Annotated in this window: 17 protein-coding genes; 14 read left to right on the forward strand and 3 right to left on the reverse strand. The window is 33.4% G+C overall.

Going from position 1 to position 22,730, the window contains the following annotated elements; all coding sequences use genetic code 11:
• Positions 1-2 precede the first annotated feature (2 nt).
• The 7 genes from NOU10_RS03405 (at position 3) to NOU10_RS03435 (ending at position 6,457) form a co-directional block, all read left to right on the forward strand.
• Complete coding sequence (locus NOU10_RS03405) at positions 3-881, forward strand: ABC transporter ATP-binding protein (protein ID WP_081541084.1); 879 nt, start codon at positions 3-5, stop codon at positions 879-881.
• On the forward strand, positions 865-1,659 hold the full coding sequence (locus NOU10_RS03410; RefSeq protein WP_255905986.1) for a hypothetical protein: 795 nt from the start codon (positions 865-867) through the stop codon (positions 1,657-1,659). Before NOU10_RS03405 ends, NOU10_RS03410 begins: the two co-directional genes overlap by 17 nt.
• Before the next feature lie 2 nt (positions 1,660-1,661).
• Entirely contained in the window at positions 1,662-1,979 is a 318-nt protein-coding gene (locus NOU10_RS03415; RefSeq protein ID WP_003701046.1) for a heavy metal-binding domain-containing protein, read from the forward strand.
• Between the two features lie 254 nt (positions 1,980-2,233).
• Positions 2,234-3,199 (forward strand): mannose-6-phosphate isomerase, class I, encoded by a 966-nt coding sequence (gene manA, locus NOU10_RS03420; RefSeq protein WP_255905987.1) that lies wholly within the window; start codon positions 2,234-2,236, stop codon positions 3,197-3,199.
• Between the two features lie 133 nt (positions 3,200-3,332).
• On the forward strand, positions 3,333-4,136 hold the full coding sequence (gene proB, locus NOU10_RS03425) for a glutamate 5-kinase (protein WP_255905988.1): 804 nt from the start codon (positions 3,333-3,335) through the stop codon (positions 4,134-4,136).
• 11 nt (positions 4,137-4,147) lie between these two features.
• On the forward strand, positions 4,148-5,395 hold the full coding sequence (locus NOU10_RS03430; protein WP_003704295.1) for a glutamate-5-semialdehyde dehydrogenase: 1,248 nt from the start codon (positions 4,148-4,150) through the stop codon (positions 5,393-5,395).
• 99 nt (positions 5,396-5,494) lie between these two features.
• Positions 5,495-6,457, forward strand: a complete 963-nt coding sequence (locus tag NOU10_RS03435; RefSeq protein ID WP_003705524.1) for a ribose-phosphate pyrophosphokinase — start codon at positions 5,495-5,497, stop codon at positions 6,455-6,457.
• A gap of 71 nt (positions 6,458-6,528) precedes the next feature.
• On the opposite strand, the gene NOU10_RS03440 is transcribed toward NOU10_RS03435, so the two are convergent.
• The gene (locus tag NOU10_RS03440) at positions 6,529-6,897 is read right to left on the reverse strand and encodes a hypothetical protein (RefSeq protein ID WP_003709440.1); all 369 of its coding nucleotides are present in this window, start codon (positions 6,895-6,897) and stop codon (positions 6,529-6,531) included.
• Between the two features lie 107 nt (positions 6,898-7,004).
• Between NOU10_RS03440 and NOU10_RS03445 the strand changes: the two genes are divergently transcribed.
• The 5 genes from NOU10_RS03445 to NOU10_RS03465 all read left to right on the forward strand — a co-directional run bounded on the left by NOU10_RS03445 (position 7,005) and on the right by NOU10_RS03465 (position 16,387).
• On the forward strand, positions 7,005-10,586 hold the full coding sequence (locus NOU10_RS03445) for a PD-(D/E)XK nuclease family protein (protein ID WP_255905989.1): 3,582 nt from the start codon (positions 7,005-7,007) through the stop codon (positions 10,584-10,586).
• 4 nt (positions 10,587-10,590) lie between these two features.
• Positions 10,591-14,337, forward strand: a complete 3,747-nt coding sequence (gene addA / locus NOU10_RS03450) for a helicase-exonuclease AddAB subunit AddA (protein WP_255905990.1) — start codon at positions 10,591-10,593, stop codon at positions 14,335-14,337.
• A gap of 48 nt (positions 14,338-14,385) precedes the next feature.
• A complete protein-coding gene (locus tag NOU10_RS03455) occupies positions 14,386-15,054 on the forward strand; it encodes a class A sortase (protein WP_191355691.1) in 669 nt (222 codons plus the stop codon).
• Between the two features lie 132 nt (positions 15,055-15,186).
• Positions 15,187-15,816 carry a glucosyltransferase-S gene (locus NOU10_RS03460; RefSeq protein ID WP_255905991.1) on the forward strand — a complete coding sequence of 210 codons (630 nt, stop codon included), beginning with the start codon at positions 15,187-15,189 and terminating at the stop codon, positions 15,814-15,816.
• Between the two features lies 1 nt (position 15,817).
• On the forward strand, positions 15,818-16,387 hold the full coding sequence (locus tag NOU10_RS03465) for a DJ-1 family glyoxalase III (protein ID WP_003704336.1): 570 nt from the start codon (positions 15,818-15,820) through the stop codon (positions 16,385-16,387).
• A gap of 55 nt (positions 16,388-16,442) precedes the next feature.
• Here NOU10_RS03465 and NOU10_RS03470 read toward each other — a convergent pair whose 3' ends face one another.
• Positions 16,443-16,979 (reverse strand): TIGR00730 family Rossman fold protein, encoded by a 537-nt coding sequence (locus tag NOU10_RS03470; RefSeq protein ID WP_147768099.1) that lies wholly within the window; start codon positions 16,977-16,979, stop codon positions 16,443-16,445.
• 258 nt (positions 16,980-17,237) lie between these two features.
• Here NOU10_RS03470 and NOU10_RS03475 point away from each other — a divergent pair, with 258 nt between their 5' ends.
• Entirely contained in the window at positions 17,238-19,883 is a 2,646-nt protein-coding gene (locus tag NOU10_RS03475) for an HAD-IC family P-type ATPase (protein WP_255905992.1), read from the forward strand.
• A 65-nt stretch (positions 19,884-19,948) separates the two neighbouring features.
• On the opposite strand, the gene NOU10_RS09465 is transcribed toward NOU10_RS03475, so the two are convergent.
• Positions 19,949-21,625, reverse strand: coding sequence for a glycerophosphodiester phosphodiesterase (locus NOU10_RS09465; protein WP_255905994.1), 1,677 nt, complete (start codon positions 21,623-21,625; stop codon positions 19,949-19,951).
• Positions 21,626-21,738: 113 nt separating this feature from the next.
• On the opposite strand from NOU10_RS09465, the gene NOU10_RS03485 reads away from it, so the two are divergent.
• Positions 21,739-22,647: an L-lactate dehydrogenase gene (locus NOU10_RS03485; protein ID WP_255905995.1), complete on the forward strand. Its 909-nt coding sequence runs from the start codon at positions 21,739-21,741 to the stop codon at positions 22,645-22,647.
• Positions 22,648-22,730: the final 83 nt, after the last annotated feature.

Genomic DNA, 22,730 nt, shown 5'->3' on the forward strand with positions numbered 1-22,730 from the left:
TAATGACAGGAATTAAGATTGATGGATTATCAAAGAAATTTCGTAAGAAAAATGTATTGGATAATATATCAGTAGAATTTAAACCTAATAAGATTTATGGGCTTTTAGGTAGAAACGGTGCTGGAAAGAGTACATTATTAAATATTATCGCTAATCGATTATATGCAGATCAAGGAAATTTAACACTGGACGATGAAAATTTAGTAGAAAATGACAGTGCATTAGGTAGATTATATTTGATGAATGATGTCGATATGTACAACAAAAGTATGAGATTGGACAAAATTTTCGAATATACTGAACAATTTTATGGAAGTTTCGACTATGAATATGCTGAAAAGTTAGCTGAAAGATTTAAAATTGATACTCATCAAAAATTTGGGAAATTTTCGACAGGTTATCACACAATCGCTAAGTTAATCATTGCATTATGTGTACCGGCAGATTACATCTTCTTGGATGAACCAGTATTAGGTTTAGATGCTAATCATCGAACAATTTTCTATGAGGAATTAATGACTACTTACAGTGAACGTCCACGTACATTCGTTGTAGCAACTCATTTGATTGAGGAAATTACTAATATTTTAGAACATGTCATGATTGTATCTGAAAGTAAAATTACAATTGATGAAGATGTTGAAGATATTTTGGCTAAATCACATTTGATTGTGGGACCACAAGTTGAAACTAAAGATTATGTCGAAGGTCTAAATATCGTTGGAAAAGAAAGTTTGGGTAATCTACAAGGTTACTATGTATATGGTGATTTGAATGACGATAAGATATTACCAGATACTGTACAAATTGAACGCGTTGACTTGCAAAAGATGTTTATATATTTAACAAATCAAGGTGGTGAAAATGGTGTTAACAAGTAAAGATATTAGTGTAGTTAAGTATCTATCTAGAAAATATGCAGAAGATATATTGAAAGGGTTAGGGATATTATTTGGAATTCATGTAGTTGGAACTATCCTTTTAATAGTGATGTCAAGTTCTGAAAAAATTCCTAGCATTGCACTCAGTTTTTGGAGTAATTTTCCATTGGCTTTTTATTTGATGGTTGCTTTATTTATAATTAGTGCGACTAATTATGATATATTTGCATTTTTAAATCAAAATGGAATTTCACGTAAAACACTATGGAAAAATAAGATGATAGTGTTAGGGTTAGGAACTTTAATTTTAGTATTAATTGGAACTATATACGATGCAATGGTATCAAGTAGTGGAACAAATGATTTGATAGCAATAACTTATTTAAAAGGAACTAATTCAGTAGTAAAAGCAATAGGAAGTTATCTTTTTGATGTATTAGTAACTTTTATGACAGTAACATGGATCAATGCAATCGGGGCAGCTTGTGGGTTACTTCCTAAAAAGCATCGCGCTTGGATAATCTTTGGAATTGTAATGGCTGCATTTTTAGTAATTACTAGAATTGTTTCGTGGATTGCGATGTTACCATTTGCTTGGACAAGAGTTTTCATGGTAGTTGTAAAATATTTCGGCCTATTGTTGGGAATTAGCTATCATGGAAATGAATATAGTTTTAATTTCCTACCACCAATTTTAACAGTAATTGTATTAGCGATTTTAGGAGCGTTTTTGACACGTCATCTTTTAATGAAGATGAAGATTAGAACGGAGGGATAGATATGTTAGTTGTAACAACAGAAAATATTCCAGGTAAAAAGTATGAAGTTTTGGGTGAAGTATTTGGTGTAACTACTCAATCTAAAAACTTTGTCAGAAATATCGGAGCAGGGTTGAAAAATATCGTTGGTGGAGAAATTAAGGATTACACCAAGATGTTACATGAAGCTCGAATGGTAGCAATTGAACGTATGAAACAGGAAGCTACTGAAAAGGGTGCGGATGCGATTGTGATGATGCGTTTCGATTCCGGATCTATTCTGCAAGATATGCAATCTGTCGTAGCTTACGGAACCGCAGTTAAATTTATCGAAGATTAAAAGAGGTAGTATCAGAATTTCTGGTACTACCTTTTCTTATTCTCTAATTAATAATTTAATGCCATTAGGATCGAGCGTTCAAATTTTATGACCATACTCTTTAAATGGAATTTTAGCTTTTTGTAGATTTTCTTTAACTTGTTTTTTATATAAAATATTGCTTACTAAAAGTAAGCATTAATCTAAGTTGCTAAATAAATAATTTTTGTTAGAATTGAAAGTGTATACATTATATTAAGGAAGTAGAAAAAATTATGAATGAACCAATGTTTTTAAAACCTGTATTCCAAGAAAAAATTTGGGGAGGAAGTCGCCTAAAGACAGAATACAATTATCCTATTCCAAGTGACCATACTGGCGAATGTTGGGCTATTTCAGCTCATCCACATGGCCCAGCAACTGTTGAAAATGGTGAATTTAAGGGACAAACATTAGATGAAGTATGGGCAAATCATCGTGAAGTCTTTGGAAATGCTGAGGGAGATGTTTTTCCATTATTGACCAAAATTTTAGATGCTAAACAAGATTTATCAGTACAAGTTCATCCTGATGATGCTTACGCTAAAGAACATGAAGGCGAATTAGGTAAGACTGAATGTTGGTATGTTTTAGCTGCTGATGAAGGTGCTGAAATGATTTACGGTCACCATGCTAAAACTCGTGAAGAATTAGCTGAGTTAATAGAAAATGGACAATGGGATAAATTGTTAAGACGAGTACCAGTTAAACCAGGTGACTTTTTATACGTACCAAGTGGAACAATTCATGCTATTGGAAAAGGAATCATGGTATTGGAAACTCAACAAAGTAGTGATACAACTTATCGTGTATATGATTTCGATAGAGTAGATAAGACTACTGGTCAAAAACGTGAATTGCATATACAACAATCAATTGATGTAACAAACGTACCTCATGTTGATCCTAAATTAGATATTAAGGACCAAAAAGTTGGAGATGCAGATGTAAGAACATTTGTAGAAACAGATTTCTTTAGTGTTTATCGTTGGTACTTAGAAGGTGGAGAAGCAACTTTCACTCGTAAAGCAGCTCCATATACTTTGGTTTCTGTATTAAAAGGCCAAGGTCAAATCATTGTGAATGATAAGAGTTATGAAATTAAAAAAGGTGTGCATTTCATCTTACCTTATGATGTTAAAGAATGGACAATCAAAGGTAATTTAGAAATTATTGCTTCAGAACCAGGCTCAAAAGCCTAGCTATAAAGTGATTTCTGTGTTAATAAAAAAAACATGGAAATCACTTTTTAGCATGTAAAAATTATAGAGAGTGATTTTTTTTGATTGTTAGTGTAAAATTTAAGTATATTTAATGTAGGAAAGAGGAATAGGGATGGAAAACAGGAATTTGCAAGATGCGAAACGCATAGTTGTAAAAGTTGGTACAAGTTCCCTGATACGTGCCAACGGAAAAATTAATTTACAAGCGATAGATGAGTTGTGTTATACCTTGAGTGGACTGGTGAATGAGGACAAAGAAGTGGTTCTAGTATCATCAGGTGCAGTAGGTGTGGGACTCGCAAATATGGGCTTGGTACAACGACCCAAGCAAATTCCTGAACAACAAGCCCTGGCAGCGATTGGTCAAAGTCAATTGATGACTATTTATCAACAAAGATTTGCAATGTACAATCAAAAGACAAGTCAAATTTTATTGACGCATGATGTATTAACTTATCCTGAAAGTAGAGAAAACGTGTTGAATACTTTCAATGAACTTTTAAAATGGAAAGTTATACCAGTGGTTAATGAAAATGACACAGTTGCGGTTGATGAAATGGATCATCAAACAAGTTTTGGAGACAATGATTGGTTGTCTGCTGTTGTTGCTTCTGGAATTGATGCAGATTTATTAATAGTATTATCTGATATTGATGGATTATTTGACAAAAATCCTAAAAAATATGCCGATGCAAACTTGATTTCAGAGGTAACAGAGATTAGCGAAAAAATTACAGGTGCTGCAGGTGGCACAGGAAGTCGTTTTGGAACTGGTGGAATGGCAACTAAGATTAAAGCAATGGATAGAATGATTAATGAAGGACGCAAAGCTGTCTTAGCTAATGGTAAACGACCTTCAATTATTTTTGAGATTTTAAATGGTAAACAAATTGGTACGTTATTTCATAAAAAGTAGAGGCGATATAGATGACTGTAGATTTAAATAAAATGGGACAGGCTGCTAGAGAAGCATCTCGACAATTAGCATTGTTGGGTGAACAAAAGAAGAATCAAGTTTTAGAAACAGTAGCCCAAGAATTATTAGCAAAAGCTGACGAAATAATAGCTGCTAACAAAGTAGATTTAGAAAATGCTACTAATATGCCTGAAAAATTTATTGATAGATTAAAGATTGATAATGATAGAATTGCAGCGATGGCAGAAGGTGTAAGACAAGTTGCACAATTAGCTGATCCAATTGGTAAGATTGATGCTGGTTGGGTTAACTATGCAGGACTCCAAATTGAAAAGAAGAGAGTTCCTCTAGGTGTTGTAGGGATGATTTTTGAAGCACGTCCTAACGTAACTGTCGATGCCTCAGCATTATGCTTTAAGTCAGGAAATGCAGTAATCTTACGTGGTGGTAAGGAAGCTTTACAAACGAATATAAAAATAACTAAAGTTATTCGTCAAGCTTTGGAACAAGAAGGAATTAATCCTGATGCAGTACAAGTAATTACAGAAACATCACATGAATTAGCAAATGAATTCATGCAACTAACAGATTACTTAGACGTATTAATTCCTCGTGGATCTGCACGCTTAATTCAAACTGTTTTGAACACAGCTAAAGTTCCAGTTATCGAAACTGGTGCTGGTATCTGCCATGTTTATGTAGACAAATTTGCCGACAAGAAAATGGCAGTAGAAATTACAACAAATGCCAAAGTACAACGTCCATCTGTCTGCAATGCAATTGAAAACTTAGTAATTCACCAAGATGTTGCTCAAGAATACTTACCAGCAATTGCTGATGAATTACAAAAGTATAATGTAGAACTTAGAGGCGATGAAAAAGTTTGTGAAATCTTAGGAGATAAAGCAACTTTAGCTACAGCTGAAGATTGGGATACAGAATACAATGATTACATTATTGCAATCAAGATTGTATCTTCAATTGATGAGGCAATTGATTTCATTAATGAACACAATACTAAACATTCAGAAGCAATTATCACTGAAAACTATACTCGTTCTCAAAAATTCTTGGACGAGATAGATGCTGCTTGTGTCTATGTTAATGCTTCAACACGTTTCACAGATGGTTTTGAATTTGGATTTGGTGCAGAAATTGGGATTTCAACTCAAAAATTACATGCACGTGGACCAATGGGATTAGAAGCCTTAACTTCAACTAAATATGTCATTCGTGGTAATGGACAAATAAGAAAATAATTATTTATTTTTCTAAAGCTTTTTGACGTTTAAAAGTTGATTGTATATAATTAAAGTAGTTGACAACCTAGATAAAACCTTCATGGAGGAAATGTGGAAATGCAAGAAAAGCAGGAGATAATGTTATTTGCCTTAAATTCTAATCCAGAATTGGCACAAAAAATTGCTGATAACTTAGGTGTTAAATTATGTGATGCTTCCGTAAAACACTTTAGTGACGGTGAAATTCAAATTAACATCAACGAAAGTGTTCGTGGTAGAGATGTATTTGTAATTCAATCTATATCTGATCCAGTTAACGAAAACTTTATGGAAGTTATGATTATGATTGATGCTTTACGTCGTGCAAGTGCAGGTACAATCAATGTGGTTATACCTTACTATGGTTATGCACGTTCTGATCGTAAGGCACGTTCTCGTGAACCAATTACAGCTAAGTTACTAGCTAACTTCATTCAAATGGCAGGTGCTGACAGAGTTGTAGCAATGGACTTGCATGCTGGTCAGTTACAAGGATTCTTCAACATTCCAGTTGACCACTTACTTGCAATTTTTGTACAAGCTCAATACTTCGGCGATTTGGGATTGAAGAAAGATGTAGTAGTTGTTGCTCCAGACCATAATGGTGTTAAGGGTGCACGTAACCTTGCTCAATTATTAAAGGCTCCAATTGCCATCGTAGATAAGCGTGGAACTGAAAGAATTGCAGAACCAACAGAAGCACATGTAATTGGTGATGTTAAGGGTCATAACTGCATTGTTTATGATGATATGATTGATACAGGTGGTAAGATGGTAGACGCTGCTAAAGCTTTAAAAGCAGCTGGTGCAGCAGATATCTATGCTTGTGCTACTCATCCTATCTTCTCTGGAAATGCTGTAGAAGAATTGAAGGTTTCTCCATATAAGGAAGTTGTAGTAACAGATACAATTGAGGTGCCAGAAGAAAAGCAATTTTCACAATTGAAAGTTTTATCAGTAGCACCTACAATTGCTAAGGCTATTTCATTGATTAATAGTAATAAATCAGTGGATTCATTATTTCAAAAGCATGAAATTTAATTAATATATAGATTTTAAAACCCCATAATTGTTGATAAAACCAGCAATTATGGGGTTTTTGTATCTAATTTTTAATGTTTAACGCCGCGATAACTATGATTGCCTTTTATTTTATGTACGTGTTGCTTAAATTTAGGACCATTATTGCTAGTTAGGCGAAAATTCTTCATTTTGCCAATAAATGGTTTATTTTCAGAACGAATTTTAGTCCAAGTTTGCATAGCTTCAGTCATAGCCTTTAAGTCTTCTAATTGCTTAGCCTTTTTTTCTCGTAAGGCAGCAACATAAATATCAGTTTGCAAGCGATTGGTCAAGTTGATGTGATAATTTAACAGGTCTTGTGTTAAAGGTGCGTGACGATAAGAATTAAATAGTTTTTGAATAGTTTCCATAGCCTCGCGTACAGTTTGAGGTTGGACATAACGTTTTTTTGGTTGCATAATAAAATCCTTTCTTAGAATTTATTATTATTGTAACTCAATTTAAAGCTATGACCAAAAAAATGATAAACTAGGGAAGAGAATAAAAAAGTGAGAGGTGAAAATTTATGAGTTTAGGATTTATTTTAGGTGATGCTACTAAAAATCATCGTCAAGTATTGCTAGAACAAATAACTAACTGGCAAGCAGAAGATCCACAAGCCAAGATTTACTACATAGTTCCTAACCATAATAAATTTAGTGCTGAAGTAAAAGTATTAGACTATTTAAAAAGCCAACAAACTAATCAAGACTTGTTTGCGACAAGTAATGTACAGACTTTCTCATTTACACGTTTAGCTTGGTATTTCATGAAAGATACTGCTACATATCAAGTTGATAGAATAACTAATGCTGGTTTGAATATGATTGTTTATCGTAGTTTACAAGAACATAGTGACGAATTGACAATTTTTAAAGGTGAACAGACACAACCTGGTTTTATTGCTCAATTGGTATCACAATTGATAGAACTACAACAATCTTGCATTACATATGATGATATAGAAAGAATGAAAGAAAATTTAAGCCAACAAGATACAGCTGATAGTGCAGAGTTGGAAGCCAAATTACATGATATAGCGATTATCTATCGTGATTTTATGCAAATGACGGACAGTAAGTATTTAAAACCTGCTGATATTTTGCCAAGTTTGACCCAGTACTTACAAAATGAAGATCTAAGCAATAGTTATTTTATTATCGAGGGATTTTCACAATTCACAGCTCAAGAACAGGCTATAATTTCAGTTTTACTTCAACGAGCTAAAGAAGTGAGAATTGACTTGATTTTGAATCGTGGAGTGACTGATATTGAAGATTTAAGTGATAAGCAGTCATTATTTTATCGATCAGAGAGAACTTACTATTTACTTTATCAACAGGCTAGAAAAGCACAGGTCAGAATTCTGAATGATGTTTATCCACAGGAATTACGTGTGGAAACTCCTGAATTACAATCTTTGGCTAAATATTGGAAAGAATCCACAGATTTAAAACCAATTAGTGTTGAAAAAATTGGTGATAATCATAATTTACAAGTCATAAAAGCTGATACAAGAATGACTGAAATAAAGGAAATAGCTACAAGAATAAAGCAAATGGTAGCTTTGGAAGACTATCGTTATGCAGATTTTCTGTTATTAACGCCGGATTTGAATAAGTATCGAAATATCATTGAACCTATTTTTAATAACTATAAGGTTCCAATCTTTGTGGATTTAGCTAAGAAGATGATTGATCATCCACTTGTGGAATTGTTGACAGCTTTATTCAATGTGAAAGCACGTCACTATCGTTATGTGGATATGATGCGACTTTTAAAAACCGAATTGTTAATTCCAAAAATAGAATATGGTTACTTGGGAATTAAACAATTTAGACAAGATCTAGATTTAACTGAAAACTTGATCTTGAAATTCGGTTTAGAAGGAAGTCAATGGTTGCGCAAAGATGATTGGGTATACTATCGCTTTGGGAGCTCTGATTTTGGTACTCAAACTGATGTCCAAGAAAAAATAACCAAGCAAGTTAACGTTATTCGTCATTACATTAAGGAAATTTTACCACCATTCTTCAAGCAATTGGATGAAGCTGAAAATGGTAAAGAAGCGGCACAAATCTTGATGAATTTCTTGATTACTAATGGTGTTCCAGAACAGTTAATTAATTGGAGAAATCAAGCACTAGAACAAGGTGACATGGTGATGGCAGATCGTCCTGAACAAGTGTGGAACTTATTTTGTGCATTAATGGATGAATATGTAGATACTTTAGGAGATCTATCATTTAAGGAAGAAGATTTCTTGAACTTACTACAAACAGGATTTGAAGGAGCTACTTATCGCCAAGTTCCATCAACACTTGATCAAGTTATTATTTCTGAAACAACTGCGACACAAATGAATGATAGAAAAGTAACATTTATCTTTGGTGCTACGGACTTAGTAATGCCAAATCGCATTCAAAATACAATGTTACTGACAGATATGGATAGAGAATTAGTTCAAGGAACACTAGATGATGAGAAATATTTATCTGACACTGCTGAAGGGCGAATGGCAGCAGAACCATTTATGAACTATTTAGCATTTATGACACCTAAGGAAAGATTGTACTTCTCTTATCCAGTTGCTGGAGTTAATGAAGATGGATTAAGAATGTCTCCATACGTAAATCGCATCATGAAACAATTTGATTTACCACTTTATGAAGCTAATGGTGAACCTAGATTAGAAGATAAAAAAGTCTTGAAATTTGTGGCAACCAAGCGAACAGCTTTGAGTAATTTAATCGGAGTGGCTCGTCAAGCTAAAGGACAAAAGCAACCTTTACCTGTAATGTGGAGATATGTCTATCAGAAGTTACAAGAAGATGCTACTTATCGTAGACTTACACGCAAATTGATGGCCGGAATAGAATATAGTAACATTCCTGAAAGGTTAAAAACAGAATACGCAGAAAAATTGTATGGTAAAACTTTGAATACTTCAGTATCTAAATTTGAGGAATTCTTTAAAAATCACTATGCCTTTTTCTTAAAGTATGGGTTGAAATTAAAAGAACGTGATGTGTTTGAATTATCACCAGCTAATACAGGTGAATTCTATCATATGGCTTTAGATAAACTATTGAAGACTCTTAAACAAGATAAAGTCTCAATTGCTGATATAAATAAACCTCAGTTTGACTCATATCTTCAACAAGTTCTAGGTAGCATGGAACAATTGCCACAATTTCAAATTTTACAAAGTTCAAACAGAATGCAATTTATCTTGAAGCAACTTGGAGCTACTGTAAGTCAGATGGGATGGGCTTTACATAACCAAGGCCAAAGAACAAAAATGCGTCCGTTAGAAACAGAAGTATTGTTTGGACACGTAGGAACAGAAAATGGTTTGAAGGCTTTGACTTATGATTTAGGTAATGGCCATAAGGTTAATGTCCGTGGAAAGATTGACCGAATTGATCAGATGATTATAGACAATCAACGTTATTTAGGAATTGTTGACTATAAATCAAGTAGTCATAAATTTAATTACCAAGATGCCTACTATGGATTGGCTTTGCAGATGTTGACATATTTAAATGCCATGTTACAAAATACAGACTTATTGCTTGATTTAAATACTGAAGAAGAGATTAAACCAGCTGGAGCAGTTTATATGCACTTGCAAAATCCAGTTATTAAGCAAAAGGATATTTTGAAAAATCCATATAGCGAAGTATTGTTAAAACAAAATAAATATGATGGCTTAGTTTTAGATGATCAAGAATTATTAAGTAACCTAGATACATCAATTGAAAAATCTGGTAATTCTATCGTATATCCTGTTAGAAAGTATGCAGATGGTCATTTTGGAGGAGTTAAGAATAGCGGTAATGTAATCACTTTTGATAATTTAATGTTACTTCTAAAACGAAACGAAGAATTAATTCAAGAAGCCGCAAAACTTATTTTTGCTGGTGATGTAGCATTAAATCCAGTTCTATGGCCAGATAGACGATCAGCATTACAATACTCACCATATAAGGCGATTATGCAATTTGATGAACTTTTAGGGAATCAATATTATCGTTTACCAAAGGAAAATACTGCAGATATTCTCCAAAAATTAGCACAAGAAAATTCAGCAGAAAGTGAGGTTTAAACTAATGGCGAATGGATTTAAGTTTACACCTGCTCAACAGAAAGCAATTGAAGATACAGGGAAAAATATTTTAGTAGCTGCTTCAGCTGGATCTGGTAAAACAAGAGTTTTGGTTGAACGTGTTATTAACAAAATCAAACAAGGAGTAAGCATTGATGAATTACTAGTAGTAACTTTTACGGAAGCTGCAGCTAAAGAAATGAAAGAAAGAATTCAGATTGCTTTACGTAAGGAATTATCAACGGCTGACTCTGAAGAAGAAAAGCGTAGATATCTAACTCAGTTATCAAAATTAAATGTAGCTAATATCTCAACATTACACGCATTTTGTTTACAGATAATTAAGCAATATTACTATGTAATTAATCTAGATCCAATGTTTAGAATGCTAACAGAAGATACTGAAGTTGCGTTGTTACAAGAAAATGTATGGGATGATTTGCGTGAAAAATGGTATAGCAAAAAAAGTCCAGAATTTGAAAATTTAGTAATCAATTTTTCTAACGATCGTAATGATGATGGTCTAAGTGAATTAGTGATGAAAACTTATCAATTCGCTAATGCCAATCCTAATCCAGAAGAATGGCTAAATAATTTAGTAAACGAATATGAATTAGGCGATCAACCTTTGATGGAAAGTAATTTCTATCAAAATAAGATAAAACCTAATATTTTAGACCAAATTCAATTAGCAAAAGATAATTTAAAACAGGGAATGGATGAAGCTAATAAGATAGGGTTAGAAAAACTTTATCAAACATTTGAACAAGATTGCGTAACAATTGATGAGTTACAAGATTTTGTAGTTGGATGTAAGGAATGGAATAATTTAAAGACAACTTTACAAAACTTTAAGTTCAAACGTGCTAAATCTGATAGAGGTCTAGATGATGATCAGAAAAAGCAAAAAGAAAGAATTAATAAGACTTTACGCGATGGTAGTAAAAAGATCATAGAAGATCTAAGTGTTAAATATTTTGCTTTATCTGAAGATGAGATCAAAGAGCTAACCCAAAAATCCAAACAAATTGTTGAAACTTTAAGTGAAGTTGTAAGAGAATTTGGAGCAGAATTCAGTAAAGAAAAACGCAGAAGACATGTTCTTGATTTTAGTGACTTGGAACACTTAACACTACAAATCCTGAACACTGATACTCCTGATGGTAGACGAGTTAAGGAAAGATTGAAAAATAAATTCAAAGAAATCATGGTTGATGAGTATCAAGATACTAACCAACTTCAAGAGACAATTTTAACAACGATTGCTCATAAGAATCCTGGCAACATGTTCATGGTAGGTGATGTAAAGCAATCTATTTATGGTTTCCGTTTGGCAGATCCAGGATTGTTTTTGAAGAAGTATCAAAGTTTCGCAACTGATGATAATGATGATGAAAGAATAATTCTTGCCGAAAACTTCCGTTCAATGGAAAATGTAACAGCATTTACTAACTTAATATTCTCTCAATTGATGGACGAAAAAGTGGGAGAAATGGCATACGACGAGGATGCTCGTCTAGTTTATGGAGCAAAATATTATCCAGAAGAAACCCCTATAAAAGCTGAAGTTTTGGTATATGAAAGTGAAGATTCTAGTCAAGAAAGCGATGATGAACCTGTAAATGAAGATTTTTCAATTGATAATAAAGCTCAAGGTCAAATTGTCATGACTGCCAAGAGAATTAAAGAATTAGTTGAAAATGGAGAAAAAATCTATGATAAGAAACAAGGGACTATTAGGCCAATCGAATATCGAGATATCGTAATTTTAGCTCCAACTCGTAAGAATAACTTGATTTTGACAGAAGAGTTTAAGCGTCTAGGAGTACCAATCTTTGTTCCTGATGCACAAAATTATTTCCAAACAACTGAATTAAAAATAATGATGTCATTCTTACAAATAATTGATAATCCTTACCAAGATATTCCTTTAGTAGCAGTGTTGCGTTCACCGATTGTTGGACTAAAAGAAAATGAATTAGCTTATCTTAGAATTAATGATAAAACGGGTGATTATTTCCAAGCAGTAGAGAGTTTCTACGATAATTTTGAAGTTGAGAAAGCTTCAGCATTTGCTCAAGGTTTGTATGAAAAGATTGCAATTTTCTTGAAGCAATTAACTGAATTTAGAAATATGGCTCAACAAAATGAGTTAGCAAGTTTAATTTGGAAAATATATGAAGAAACTGGTTTTCTTGATTATGTTGGAGGAATGCCAGGTGGATTGCAACGTCAAGCTAACTTACATGCTTTATATGAAAGAGCTGCAGAATATGAAGAAATGAGCTTTAAAGGTTTATTTCAATTTGTGCGTTTCATTAACAAGATGCAGACTAAAAACAAAGATTTATCAGAAGCTACAACGCAAGTTTCTGATGATGCGGTTACAGTTATGACTATTCATGGTAGTAAGGGATTGGAATTTCCAGTTGTTTTCTTATTGGATGCTACGCATAAATTTAATGTGGGAGATTTGAATAAACCATATTTGTTGAATGCAGATGATGGGATAGGAATTTCTTATCTTGATCCCGATACTCGAGTAAAGACAGACACTTTGATGAAAGTAATTGCTGGTGAACAAGCGTTGAAAAAATTAGCAGCTGAACAAATGAGATTACTATACGTAGCTTTAACACGAGCAGAACAGCAATTATTTATCGTTGGTTCATATAAAGATAAAAATGAAGCTTTGAGTAAGTGGGAGAAAGCTACGCAAAGTGAGTCCTTAGTTTTGAATGCAGGTATTAGAGCATCAGTTAGAAACTTCATGGACTGGATTGGTATGTGTCTAACAAGAAGTGAGATCTTTAAAGAAGTTGATGATACAGTAGATGCAAAGGAACCAGCATATATAGGTGAATTACCAGTAAAATTTGCGGTTAAGTTCTATAGTAATCAAGATCTACGTGAAGAAAATATTACTTTAGACGAGAATGGTGAATCATGGTTAAAACAACAGCTTAAGAAGATAGAAGGACAAGAGCCTTTAGAAATTAATGATAAGCAATATAGAATTATTGATAAAATTCTACAAAGTAAGTATCCTAATGAATCATTAACTAAAACGACTGCTTACCAAGCTGTGTCAGACTTAAAACGAGCTTTTGATGATCCAGATAATAATATGATGCAAAGTTTGGAGATTGATTGGCAAGATCAAGCACCACAAGGAATTAATAGATATGTGCAAAATGAGTTGAGTTTACCTAAGTTTATGACGACAAAAGTGAAAGTATCACCTGCACAAGTAGGGACGGCTACACACTTGCTATTGCAAAAATTACCACTTGATGATGAAGTAACACTTGAAGAATTAATGCAGTTATTATCGCAGTTGGTAGAAGATAAATTGATCACACCAGAAGTGGCTAAAGAAATTAATCTAGATCAAATTAAGAATTTCTATGCCAGTGATTTAGGTAGAACAGTTCTAGAGAATAAAGATAAAGTAAAACGAGAATTACCATTTGCGATGATTATACCTGCTGGGAGATTATTTAGTAATGTGGATAATGATGTAGAGCAGCCTATCTTAGTTCATGGTATTATTGACGGATTAATTGAGTTAGATGATGAAGTTATTATCTTTGATTATAAGACTGACCACCATACTTCCGAAGATAAGTTGATTGAAAATTACCGTGGACAATTAAACTTATATGCAATGGCGGTTGAAAGCATGTTGAATAAGAAAGTTTCACAAAAAATCATATATTCTTTAGATCTAGGAAAAAGCATTGTTCTCTAAAGTTGTGGTAAAATGGAACTACTATTCTAGTAGTAAAGGATGAGTGAAATGTCTAAAATATGGAAAGTCCTGCAATGGGTAATAGTGGTTATCTTGATGGTTGTAGGGTTAGCTTTAATTTTTAACGAGCAAATTAAAAGCTATGTGGTTAACCACATGAGTCAAACTGCTATTAGTAAGCCGGTTGATACTAAGACAAAACATAAAGGAAATTTTGACTTTGAAAGTGTTAAAGCCGTTGATATTAAAGGAGTTAGTAAGGCTACTCAAGATGATACAGCTGCAATTGGAAAAATTGCGATTCCAAGTATCGGTTTAAAGCTTCCTATTTTCTATGGATTAGATAATAATAATTTAATGCGTGGAGCTGGTACAATGAAGGCTGACGAAAAAATGGGAGCTGAAAATAATTACGCAATTGCCGGACACCATATGGAAGATCCTAATATCTTATTTGGACCTTTGAGTAAGGCTAAAATTGGCAAAAAAATATACTTAACTGATGAGAAGAAAGTTTATGTATATAAGATAACCAAGAAAGCAGTTGTAGACGAAACTCAGGTTAAATGGATTGATGATGTTCCTGGTGAAAGCTTGGTAACATTGGTAACCTGTGCTTCAGGTACAGAAGGAGAAGTCAATCGAATTATCATCCAAGGATCATTGGTAAGTACTGAGACAGCAAGTAAGAGTAATTTGAAGTATTTTAACAATTAATAATAATGCAATCTACTAGAAATTTTCTAGTAGATTGTTTGTTTTTGTAATTAATTTGCTTGCTAAAGATGAAATAAAGCACTATTCTAGTATATAGGAATAAAAAATCGGGGGAAATTCAGGAGAAGCTGAATGAAAGGAAAAATGGGAATATTTAAACAAAGTAAAATACAAATTATATCTTTGATATCGTTGGTAGCAATGATATTACTATTAATATTAGGTGGAAATATTGCAAAAGCTGATGATGTTAGCAGTTCTAGCAGTAGCTCTACAAGTGAGACATCATCAAGTGTAGTTGTTGAGAGTCAAGATTCTTCAAATGTTTCACGTGAAACAAGTAGTTCTGCTACTAGTTCCAACAGTTCCAGTAGCGTATCGTCAACTAGTGGAAGTTCTAGTTCAGTTCAGGGAAATGCTACTTCAAAAGCAAATACGCAAGTCTATGTAGTAGCAACAGTTGATAATTCTAAGGCTAATAATACAGATAAAGATACTGATCAACAAGCAGATGCTAGTTCAGTTGAAGTGGTAGTAGCTGATAACGAAAGTCAACCTAGTGAGTATGCTAGTGTAAAAGTTAGCAATAAGAATGTAAAGAAACATTCTGAATTATCAATGCCTAAGATAGAATCCACTAATAACTTTCCTAAAACAGGAGATAACGCTAAAGAATGGTTGCCAGTCTGGGGTGCAGTTGTTCTAGCAGTTGGAAGTATCCTAGCAAGTATTTTATATACACAAGAGAAAGAAGGTAAATAATATGGCTAAGAAAGTAGCGGTATTAATTGCAGATGGTTGTGAAGAAATAGAAGCACTAACTCCTGTCGATGTTTTACGTCGTGCCGGAATTCAATGTGATATGGTAGGATTAGACAGTTTAGACGTAATGGGTGCTCATCAAATTGCATTGAAATGCGATAAAGTTTTAGATGATTCATTATTAGATTATGATTTAGTAACTTTACCTGGAGGAATGGGTGGAGCAACTAGATTAAGAGATAGTGAAAAGTTACAAGCTTTAATGGTTAAGCGTGCGGAACAAGGTAAGTGGAATGCTGCAATGTGTGCTGCACCAATGGCACTAGCTAAGTATGGATTACTTAAAGGTCATGATTATACTATGTTCCCTGGTATGCATCAAGAACATGGTGATGCAGAAGGTAGATTCCATGAAGATATGGTAGTGGTCGATGAAGCAGCTCGTTTAGTAACTAGCCGTGGACCAGCAACAGCTATGCCATACTCATTTAAGTTAGCAGAAGTTTTAGGAGTCGATACAAGCGAACTTCGTGAAGCGATGCTTTATAATTTCTTATTGGATCAAAAATAATTAAAATCAAAAATCATCATTATTCAACTGATTTAGTTAAATAATGATGATTTTTTTATCTTGTCATGAAATTATAAATTTCTTCAAGTGAATCAGAAAATAGAAGTTTATTTCTATCTTCAGTTGTTAAGAAACCTTCTGTAACCATATGATCGAAGAAATCAGCTAGTTTGTCATAATAGCCATTAACATTATAAAAAGCACAAGGGTTAGGATTTTGACCAACTCTTGCCCAAGAGAAAGCTTCACTGATTTCTTCCAATGTCCCTGGACCTCCAGGTAAGGCTAAACAAGCATCAGCTAAAGAAAGCATCTTAGCTTTTCTTTCATCCATATCATCAGTAACGTAAAATTCATCTAGATGTGGAGCGGCAATCTCTCTATCTACTAAAAATTGAGGCATAATGCCAATAGTATAAGTACCATTTTTAATAGCTCTTTCAGCCAATACATTCATTAACCCAACTCCGCCACCACCATAAACAAGGTCTAAATGGTGTTGAGCCAACCAATCAGCAACATTGATTGCGGCTTGAGTATAAATAGGATTTTTACCAGGATTAGCTCCACAATATACAGCAACTCTCTTCATGTACAAATCAACCTCTCTTTGCTAATTTCATAAGATATTATATCATTTTAAAAATAAGTTGATTATTTATTAAGAAATTTATAAGTATAATTTCTACTGATAAAAAAATGATATAGTATAACTGTAAAATATTTTAAGGAAGAAGGTTAAAGAAAGTAAAAAATTTAAATTTTGGTTTTGTATATTATAAGCGTGAATAATTTCCTAACTATTTTTTATTTTGAAAGATTTAAGACATAAATTAGGAAAGGAAAACTTATGAAAGAACCATATCAGATAAAGAAAGAAGAATTATCTAACGTTTATAAAAATAATAATTTCAAGCAAGGATTGACTTCAAAGGAAGCATTAGAGAAGTTAAATGCAGATGGACCTAATACTTTAGAAGTGAAGCAGACTCCCAAATGGAAATTATTTTTACGACAATTCAATAATGTAGTTATATATATTCTATTGTTGTCGGCACTGTTGACACTTTTTATCAAACACTATACAGATGCAATCGTGATTATTGCGGTAGTGGTTATTAATTCCTTGATAGGATATTTCCAAGAGACTAGTGCTGCTAATGCTTTAGCTAAAATTAAGAATTTAATGGCTCAAAAAGCAACAGTTTATCGCGATGGAATACGTAAAGATATTGTAGCAGCTGATTTAGTTAAAGGGGATATCGTGTTTTTAGAAGCTGGAGATAATGTTCCAGCAGACTTGAGAATTGTAGAAGCAGATAATTTAAGGATAGAAGAGTCAGCTTTAACAGGTGAAACTAATTCTGTAACTAAAAGTGAGGCTACTCTAAGTGAAGAAAATATTCCATTAGCTGAACGTACTAATATGGCATATGCTTCAACTGCTGTAACAACAGGTAGTGGTCTAGGTGTCGTTGTAGCAACAGCTAATGATACTGAAATTGGTAAAATCTCTCGTGAAGTTTCACAAATAAAATCAACTAAAACACCATTAATTAAGGAAATTGATGGCGTTGGTAAAGTTGTATCATATATTTCAATTATCGCATCGATCATCATCTTTGTAATAGGGTTCATGTTGAAGATATATGCCTTGCCAGCACTAGCTTTAGCAGTTGTAGCGATGTTAGTAGGTGCTATTCCAGAAGGGTTACCAGCAACTACTTCTGTGATTCTGGCTTTTGGTGTAAGTAAAATGGCTCGTGAACATAAGACTATTATTAAATCGATGCCAGCAGTTGAAACTCTAGGTTCAGTAGACATTATCGCCACAGATAAAACTGGTACTTTAACTAAAAATGAAATGACAGTTACCGATTTATGGGTAGGAAATCAGAAATATCAAGTAACAGGTAGTGGGTATGAGCCTTTAGGTAAACTTCTACAGGACAAGAAAGAAGTAACTATGACTGATAAGATTGAACAGTTTATTGAAGCTGGCTATCAAGCAAATGATACAATCTTATCTGAACATGATGGTAAGTGGCAGATAAATGGTGAAGCGACTGACGGAGCTTTCTTAACTTTATACCATAAATTAAAAGGTAAGAATGCCAAGAGTCCATACCATGAAGTAGATTTATTACCATTTGATTCAGACTATCGTTATATTGCGAAATTGGTAGAAAACGATGCTGGTCAACAAATGATATTTGTAAAAGGATCACCAGATAAATTATTGGGAATGGCGCAAATAGCTGATAATAATTTTGAGACAAAACTATGGATAGATCGAGCAGCAACTTGGTCTAAAGCAGGTAAACGAGTGATTGCTGTGGGTTACCAAGAAGTGAAAGGTAAGAAATTATCAGAAGTAACCCATCAAGATTTGTACCAAGGAATCACATGGCTAGGAATGGCAGCTTTACAAGATCCACCAAGAGAAGAAGTAGTGGTAGCTCTTCAAAAGATGAATCAAGCTGGTGTTGCAGTTAAGATGATAACTGGTGACCATCCTGAGACAGCTCGAGCGATTGGGAAGCAATTAGGTTTAACTAAAGGTAAGATTAAAGCAATAACTGGGCAACAATGGGATGCTTTAACTAAGGAAGAAAAGCAGAAGGCAGCACTTGAAAATCAAGTTTTTGCTAGAACTACTCCTCAAAATAAGCTAGAAATTATTACGGCTTTACAAGAACAGAAGAAAGTAACCGCAATGACAGGTGATGGTGTAAATGACGCACCTGCCTTGAAAAAAGCAGATATTGGAATTGCGATGGGGATAAAAGGTACTGATGTGGCTAAAGATGCTGCTGATATGATTTTGGCAGATGACAACTTTGCAACAATGGCAACTGTCATCAAAGAAGGACGTAGGATTTACGACAATATCAAGAAAAGTATTCTTTTCCTATTGCCAACATCTTTTGCTGAAGGTTTAGTAGTGGCTTTCTCAATCCTGACAGGACAACAAGTACCGCTACAACCTGCACAATTACTGTGGATCAACTTGATTTCAGCAATTACAATTCAATTTGCTTTTGTTTTTGAAGAAGCAGAAAGTGATTTGATGGATAGAAAACCACGTTCATTGTCACAAAAGTTAATGAATATGAGTGACATTAGACAAATGGGATTTGTTGCAGCTCTAATGGCAGGTTTTGCCTTAATTGCTTATGAGTGGTTCATCAGTATGGGAGTCAGTGAGATCAGTGCCTCTACAATGATGGTTAACATGATTGTCATAAGTAAGATTTTTTACTTCTTTAGCATTCGAACAGATGATTTTGCACTAGGTAAAGCTATCTTAGAAAATAAGCATGCTTGGTGGATAATTGGATTAATGATCTTATTCCAATTATTCCTAACATACACACCATTTATGCAAGTAGCATTTAAAGTGACGGCGATGTCACTATTAGAATGGGTAGTAGTAATTCTATTTTCTATTTTGATTTTGCTCATAGTGGAAGGTAAGAAACGATTAACTAAATAATACAAAAAGCAGTTTCTTGAGTAGATTAGGACTAAAAAATCCTAAAATCTCAAGCAAACTGCTTTTTAGCTATATAGTAAAACTTGTAATAATCTTTCGGCGTCACTCCAATGTTGAGCTTCTTTAATGGCAACATGTAGTTGAGAAACATTATCAGTAACAATGCCATAGACACCTAAACTCAAAGCTTTATTAATGGCTAATCTGGAATTAGGGGTCCAAGCATAGACTAATTTATGTTTCTGACGATTAATTGCCACAAAATCTGGTGATAAAGTTGAATAACGCATGCCATATGCATGGATATTTTCTTCGGGAATAGTTAAGTTATATGGCATTAGATAATTTAAATTTTCCTTCGGAATATCATTTTGTAAAATCATCAAAGTTTGAAAATCTAAAGTGTGGAGTTGATGATGATTTTCAATGATATTAGCGTAGTATCTCTTAGCAAAAATATTAGCGAAATCAGTAGCGTTGTTAGGAGTAGTTTTTAGTTCAATTAACAACTTTTGATGATGCTGATTTGCATATTTGAGATATGTGTCAAAATCAGTTAATTTAGTCTGGTGATTATTAGCTGTGACATTAAGCTTTTTAAGTTCAGCTAGAGTTAAATCTTCCGGATGAGCTCTAATGCCAGCTAGTTTTTTCAAATTGTTATCGTGTAAGACAATGAATTTATTATCTTTAGTCATATGAACATCCATTTCGATGTAATCAGGATGATAATTAATCGTCTTTTTTAGTGATTCAAGTGTATTAGGTACACCATTTTTCTGATTAACACCTCTATGAGCAATTGTCACAGGATTAATAGGGTGATTGAATAAAACCTTTCCTGTTGCAAAGCTCAAAGTGAAGGTGATAGCTATTAGTAAAAATTCTAATAAGAATGTTCTTCGCGAATTAGTAATCTGAACTTCTGTATAAGCCAGAGTTATACTTATGCCCAAACTAACGATGCCCCAAAGATTAAATAAAGCATAATTAATAGCTAGTAAATTATATGTTGGTAAAATCCAATCGGCTACAACTTGAAGTAACAATATTACTAGATATCCACTCCAAGTAATAAGGAAAACTTTGATAAGAGCTAGCCAGAACTTTTTCCAGAAATTCTTAGTGCTAGTGGTTTGCCAACTTATTTTTAAAGAGGAAAGAATACCTTCATTTTCCAAAACCATGAGTGGTAAGACAAGGTAAAATCTAATTAAAAAATATAGCAAACATATATAAAGTAGTTGCCCTCCAACTAAAGAAAAAGGATTTCTAGATACAAATTCAGTCACCATAGAAGTTAAAGTTAGATTACTTAGCCAAGGTGTCTTAAATAAAAAGTGTAAAAATGGCAAAAATCCTAGTAAATAAACTCCAGTAATAATTCCACCTAGCAGATGATATCTACCAAGAACTTCTAATGACTTTTGAAAAAGAGTATCCCAATTAAAACTCTCTGTAAGCAACATTTTAAAGCTAATGATGGCAATAGTAGCTAGCCAAAAAGTCAATAGTAAGAAAACAATAAACTCTGTTACTAATCCAGTAGCTACAAATGGATGTTTAATAATAATATTAGTTATGTTGGTAAAAGAAATTAATGGAACAGCAGCTCGTTCTAAAAGAAAAGTTGAGAAAATTCTGAATAGAAACAAGCCTATCCAAGCAATTAAATTAATTAATAAACATAGCGTAAAAATGCCATGTTTAAAGTTTTTAAATGAATGAAAGATAACTACCACAACCTTTAGACATTTTCTTAAATTATAGCATTTATATATAGAAATGAGATTGAAAAAGTTGTACTATATTGATAACAATAAAATTAAATAATGATTAGGAAGGATAGATTTCTATGAGAAAAATGGCAGTAATTGGTTTAGGACATGTAGGAGCAACAGTTGCTTATACTTTAGTTTCTCAAGGAATTGCTGATGAGCTTGTATTAATTGATACAAATGAGAAAAAAGTAGTTGCTGAAAAACTAGATTTTGAGGATGCAATGCCTCGTCTACCTTACCATGTAGAAATAAAGACACAAGATTATGCTGAATTAAAGGATGTTGATGTAATTATCACAGCCTTTGGTGACATTGATGCAAGTGTTAGAACTGGAAATCGTTTTGCAGAGTTCGAAATTAACACTAAGAATGCAGTAGAAGTAGGTAAGAAGATTAAGGAATCTGGTTTTAGTGGTGTTATTATTGATATTTCTAATCCTTGTGACGCAGTTACTTCTATCCTTCAAGAAACAACAGGATTACCACGTAACCAAGTGTTAGGTACAGGTACATTCTTAGATACAGCAAGAATGCAACATGTAGTTGGCGATGCTTTAGGACAAGATGGACGCAATGTAGAAGGTTTTGTCTTAGGTGAACACGGTAATTCTCAATTTGTAGCATGGTCAACAGTTAGAGTTAATAACAAGCCAATCACTGAATTCTTTACAGAAGAAGAATTAGAAGAATTAGGTAAGAAACCAGTAGAAGGTGGCTTTAAGGTAGCTAACGGAAAAGGATACACATCTTACGCAATTGCAACATGTGGCGTTAAGTTAGCACAAGCAGTATTATCAAATGCTCATTTCTTTGGACCTGTATCAACATATGTTGAAGAAGTTGGAACATACGTTGGATATCCAGCAATAGTTGGTGCTAAGGGTGTAGAAAAGGTAGTACCTTTAGTGCTTACTGATGAAGAAAAAGCAAAATTAGAACAATCTGCTAACTATATTAAAGAACATTTAGATAGCTTAAAATAAGAAAGAATGGTAGAGAATTATCGTGAAGATAGTTTTCTACTATTTTTTTGCAAGCATTTGCGATAACGGTTGTAATTTTAGAA

This window comes from Ligilactobacillus sp. MP3 (genome assembly GCF_024436335.1).
In the GTDB taxonomy this organism is placed as follows: domain Bacteria; phylum Bacillota; class Bacilli; order Lactobacillales; family Lactobacillaceae; genus Ligilactobacillus; species Ligilactobacillus salivarius.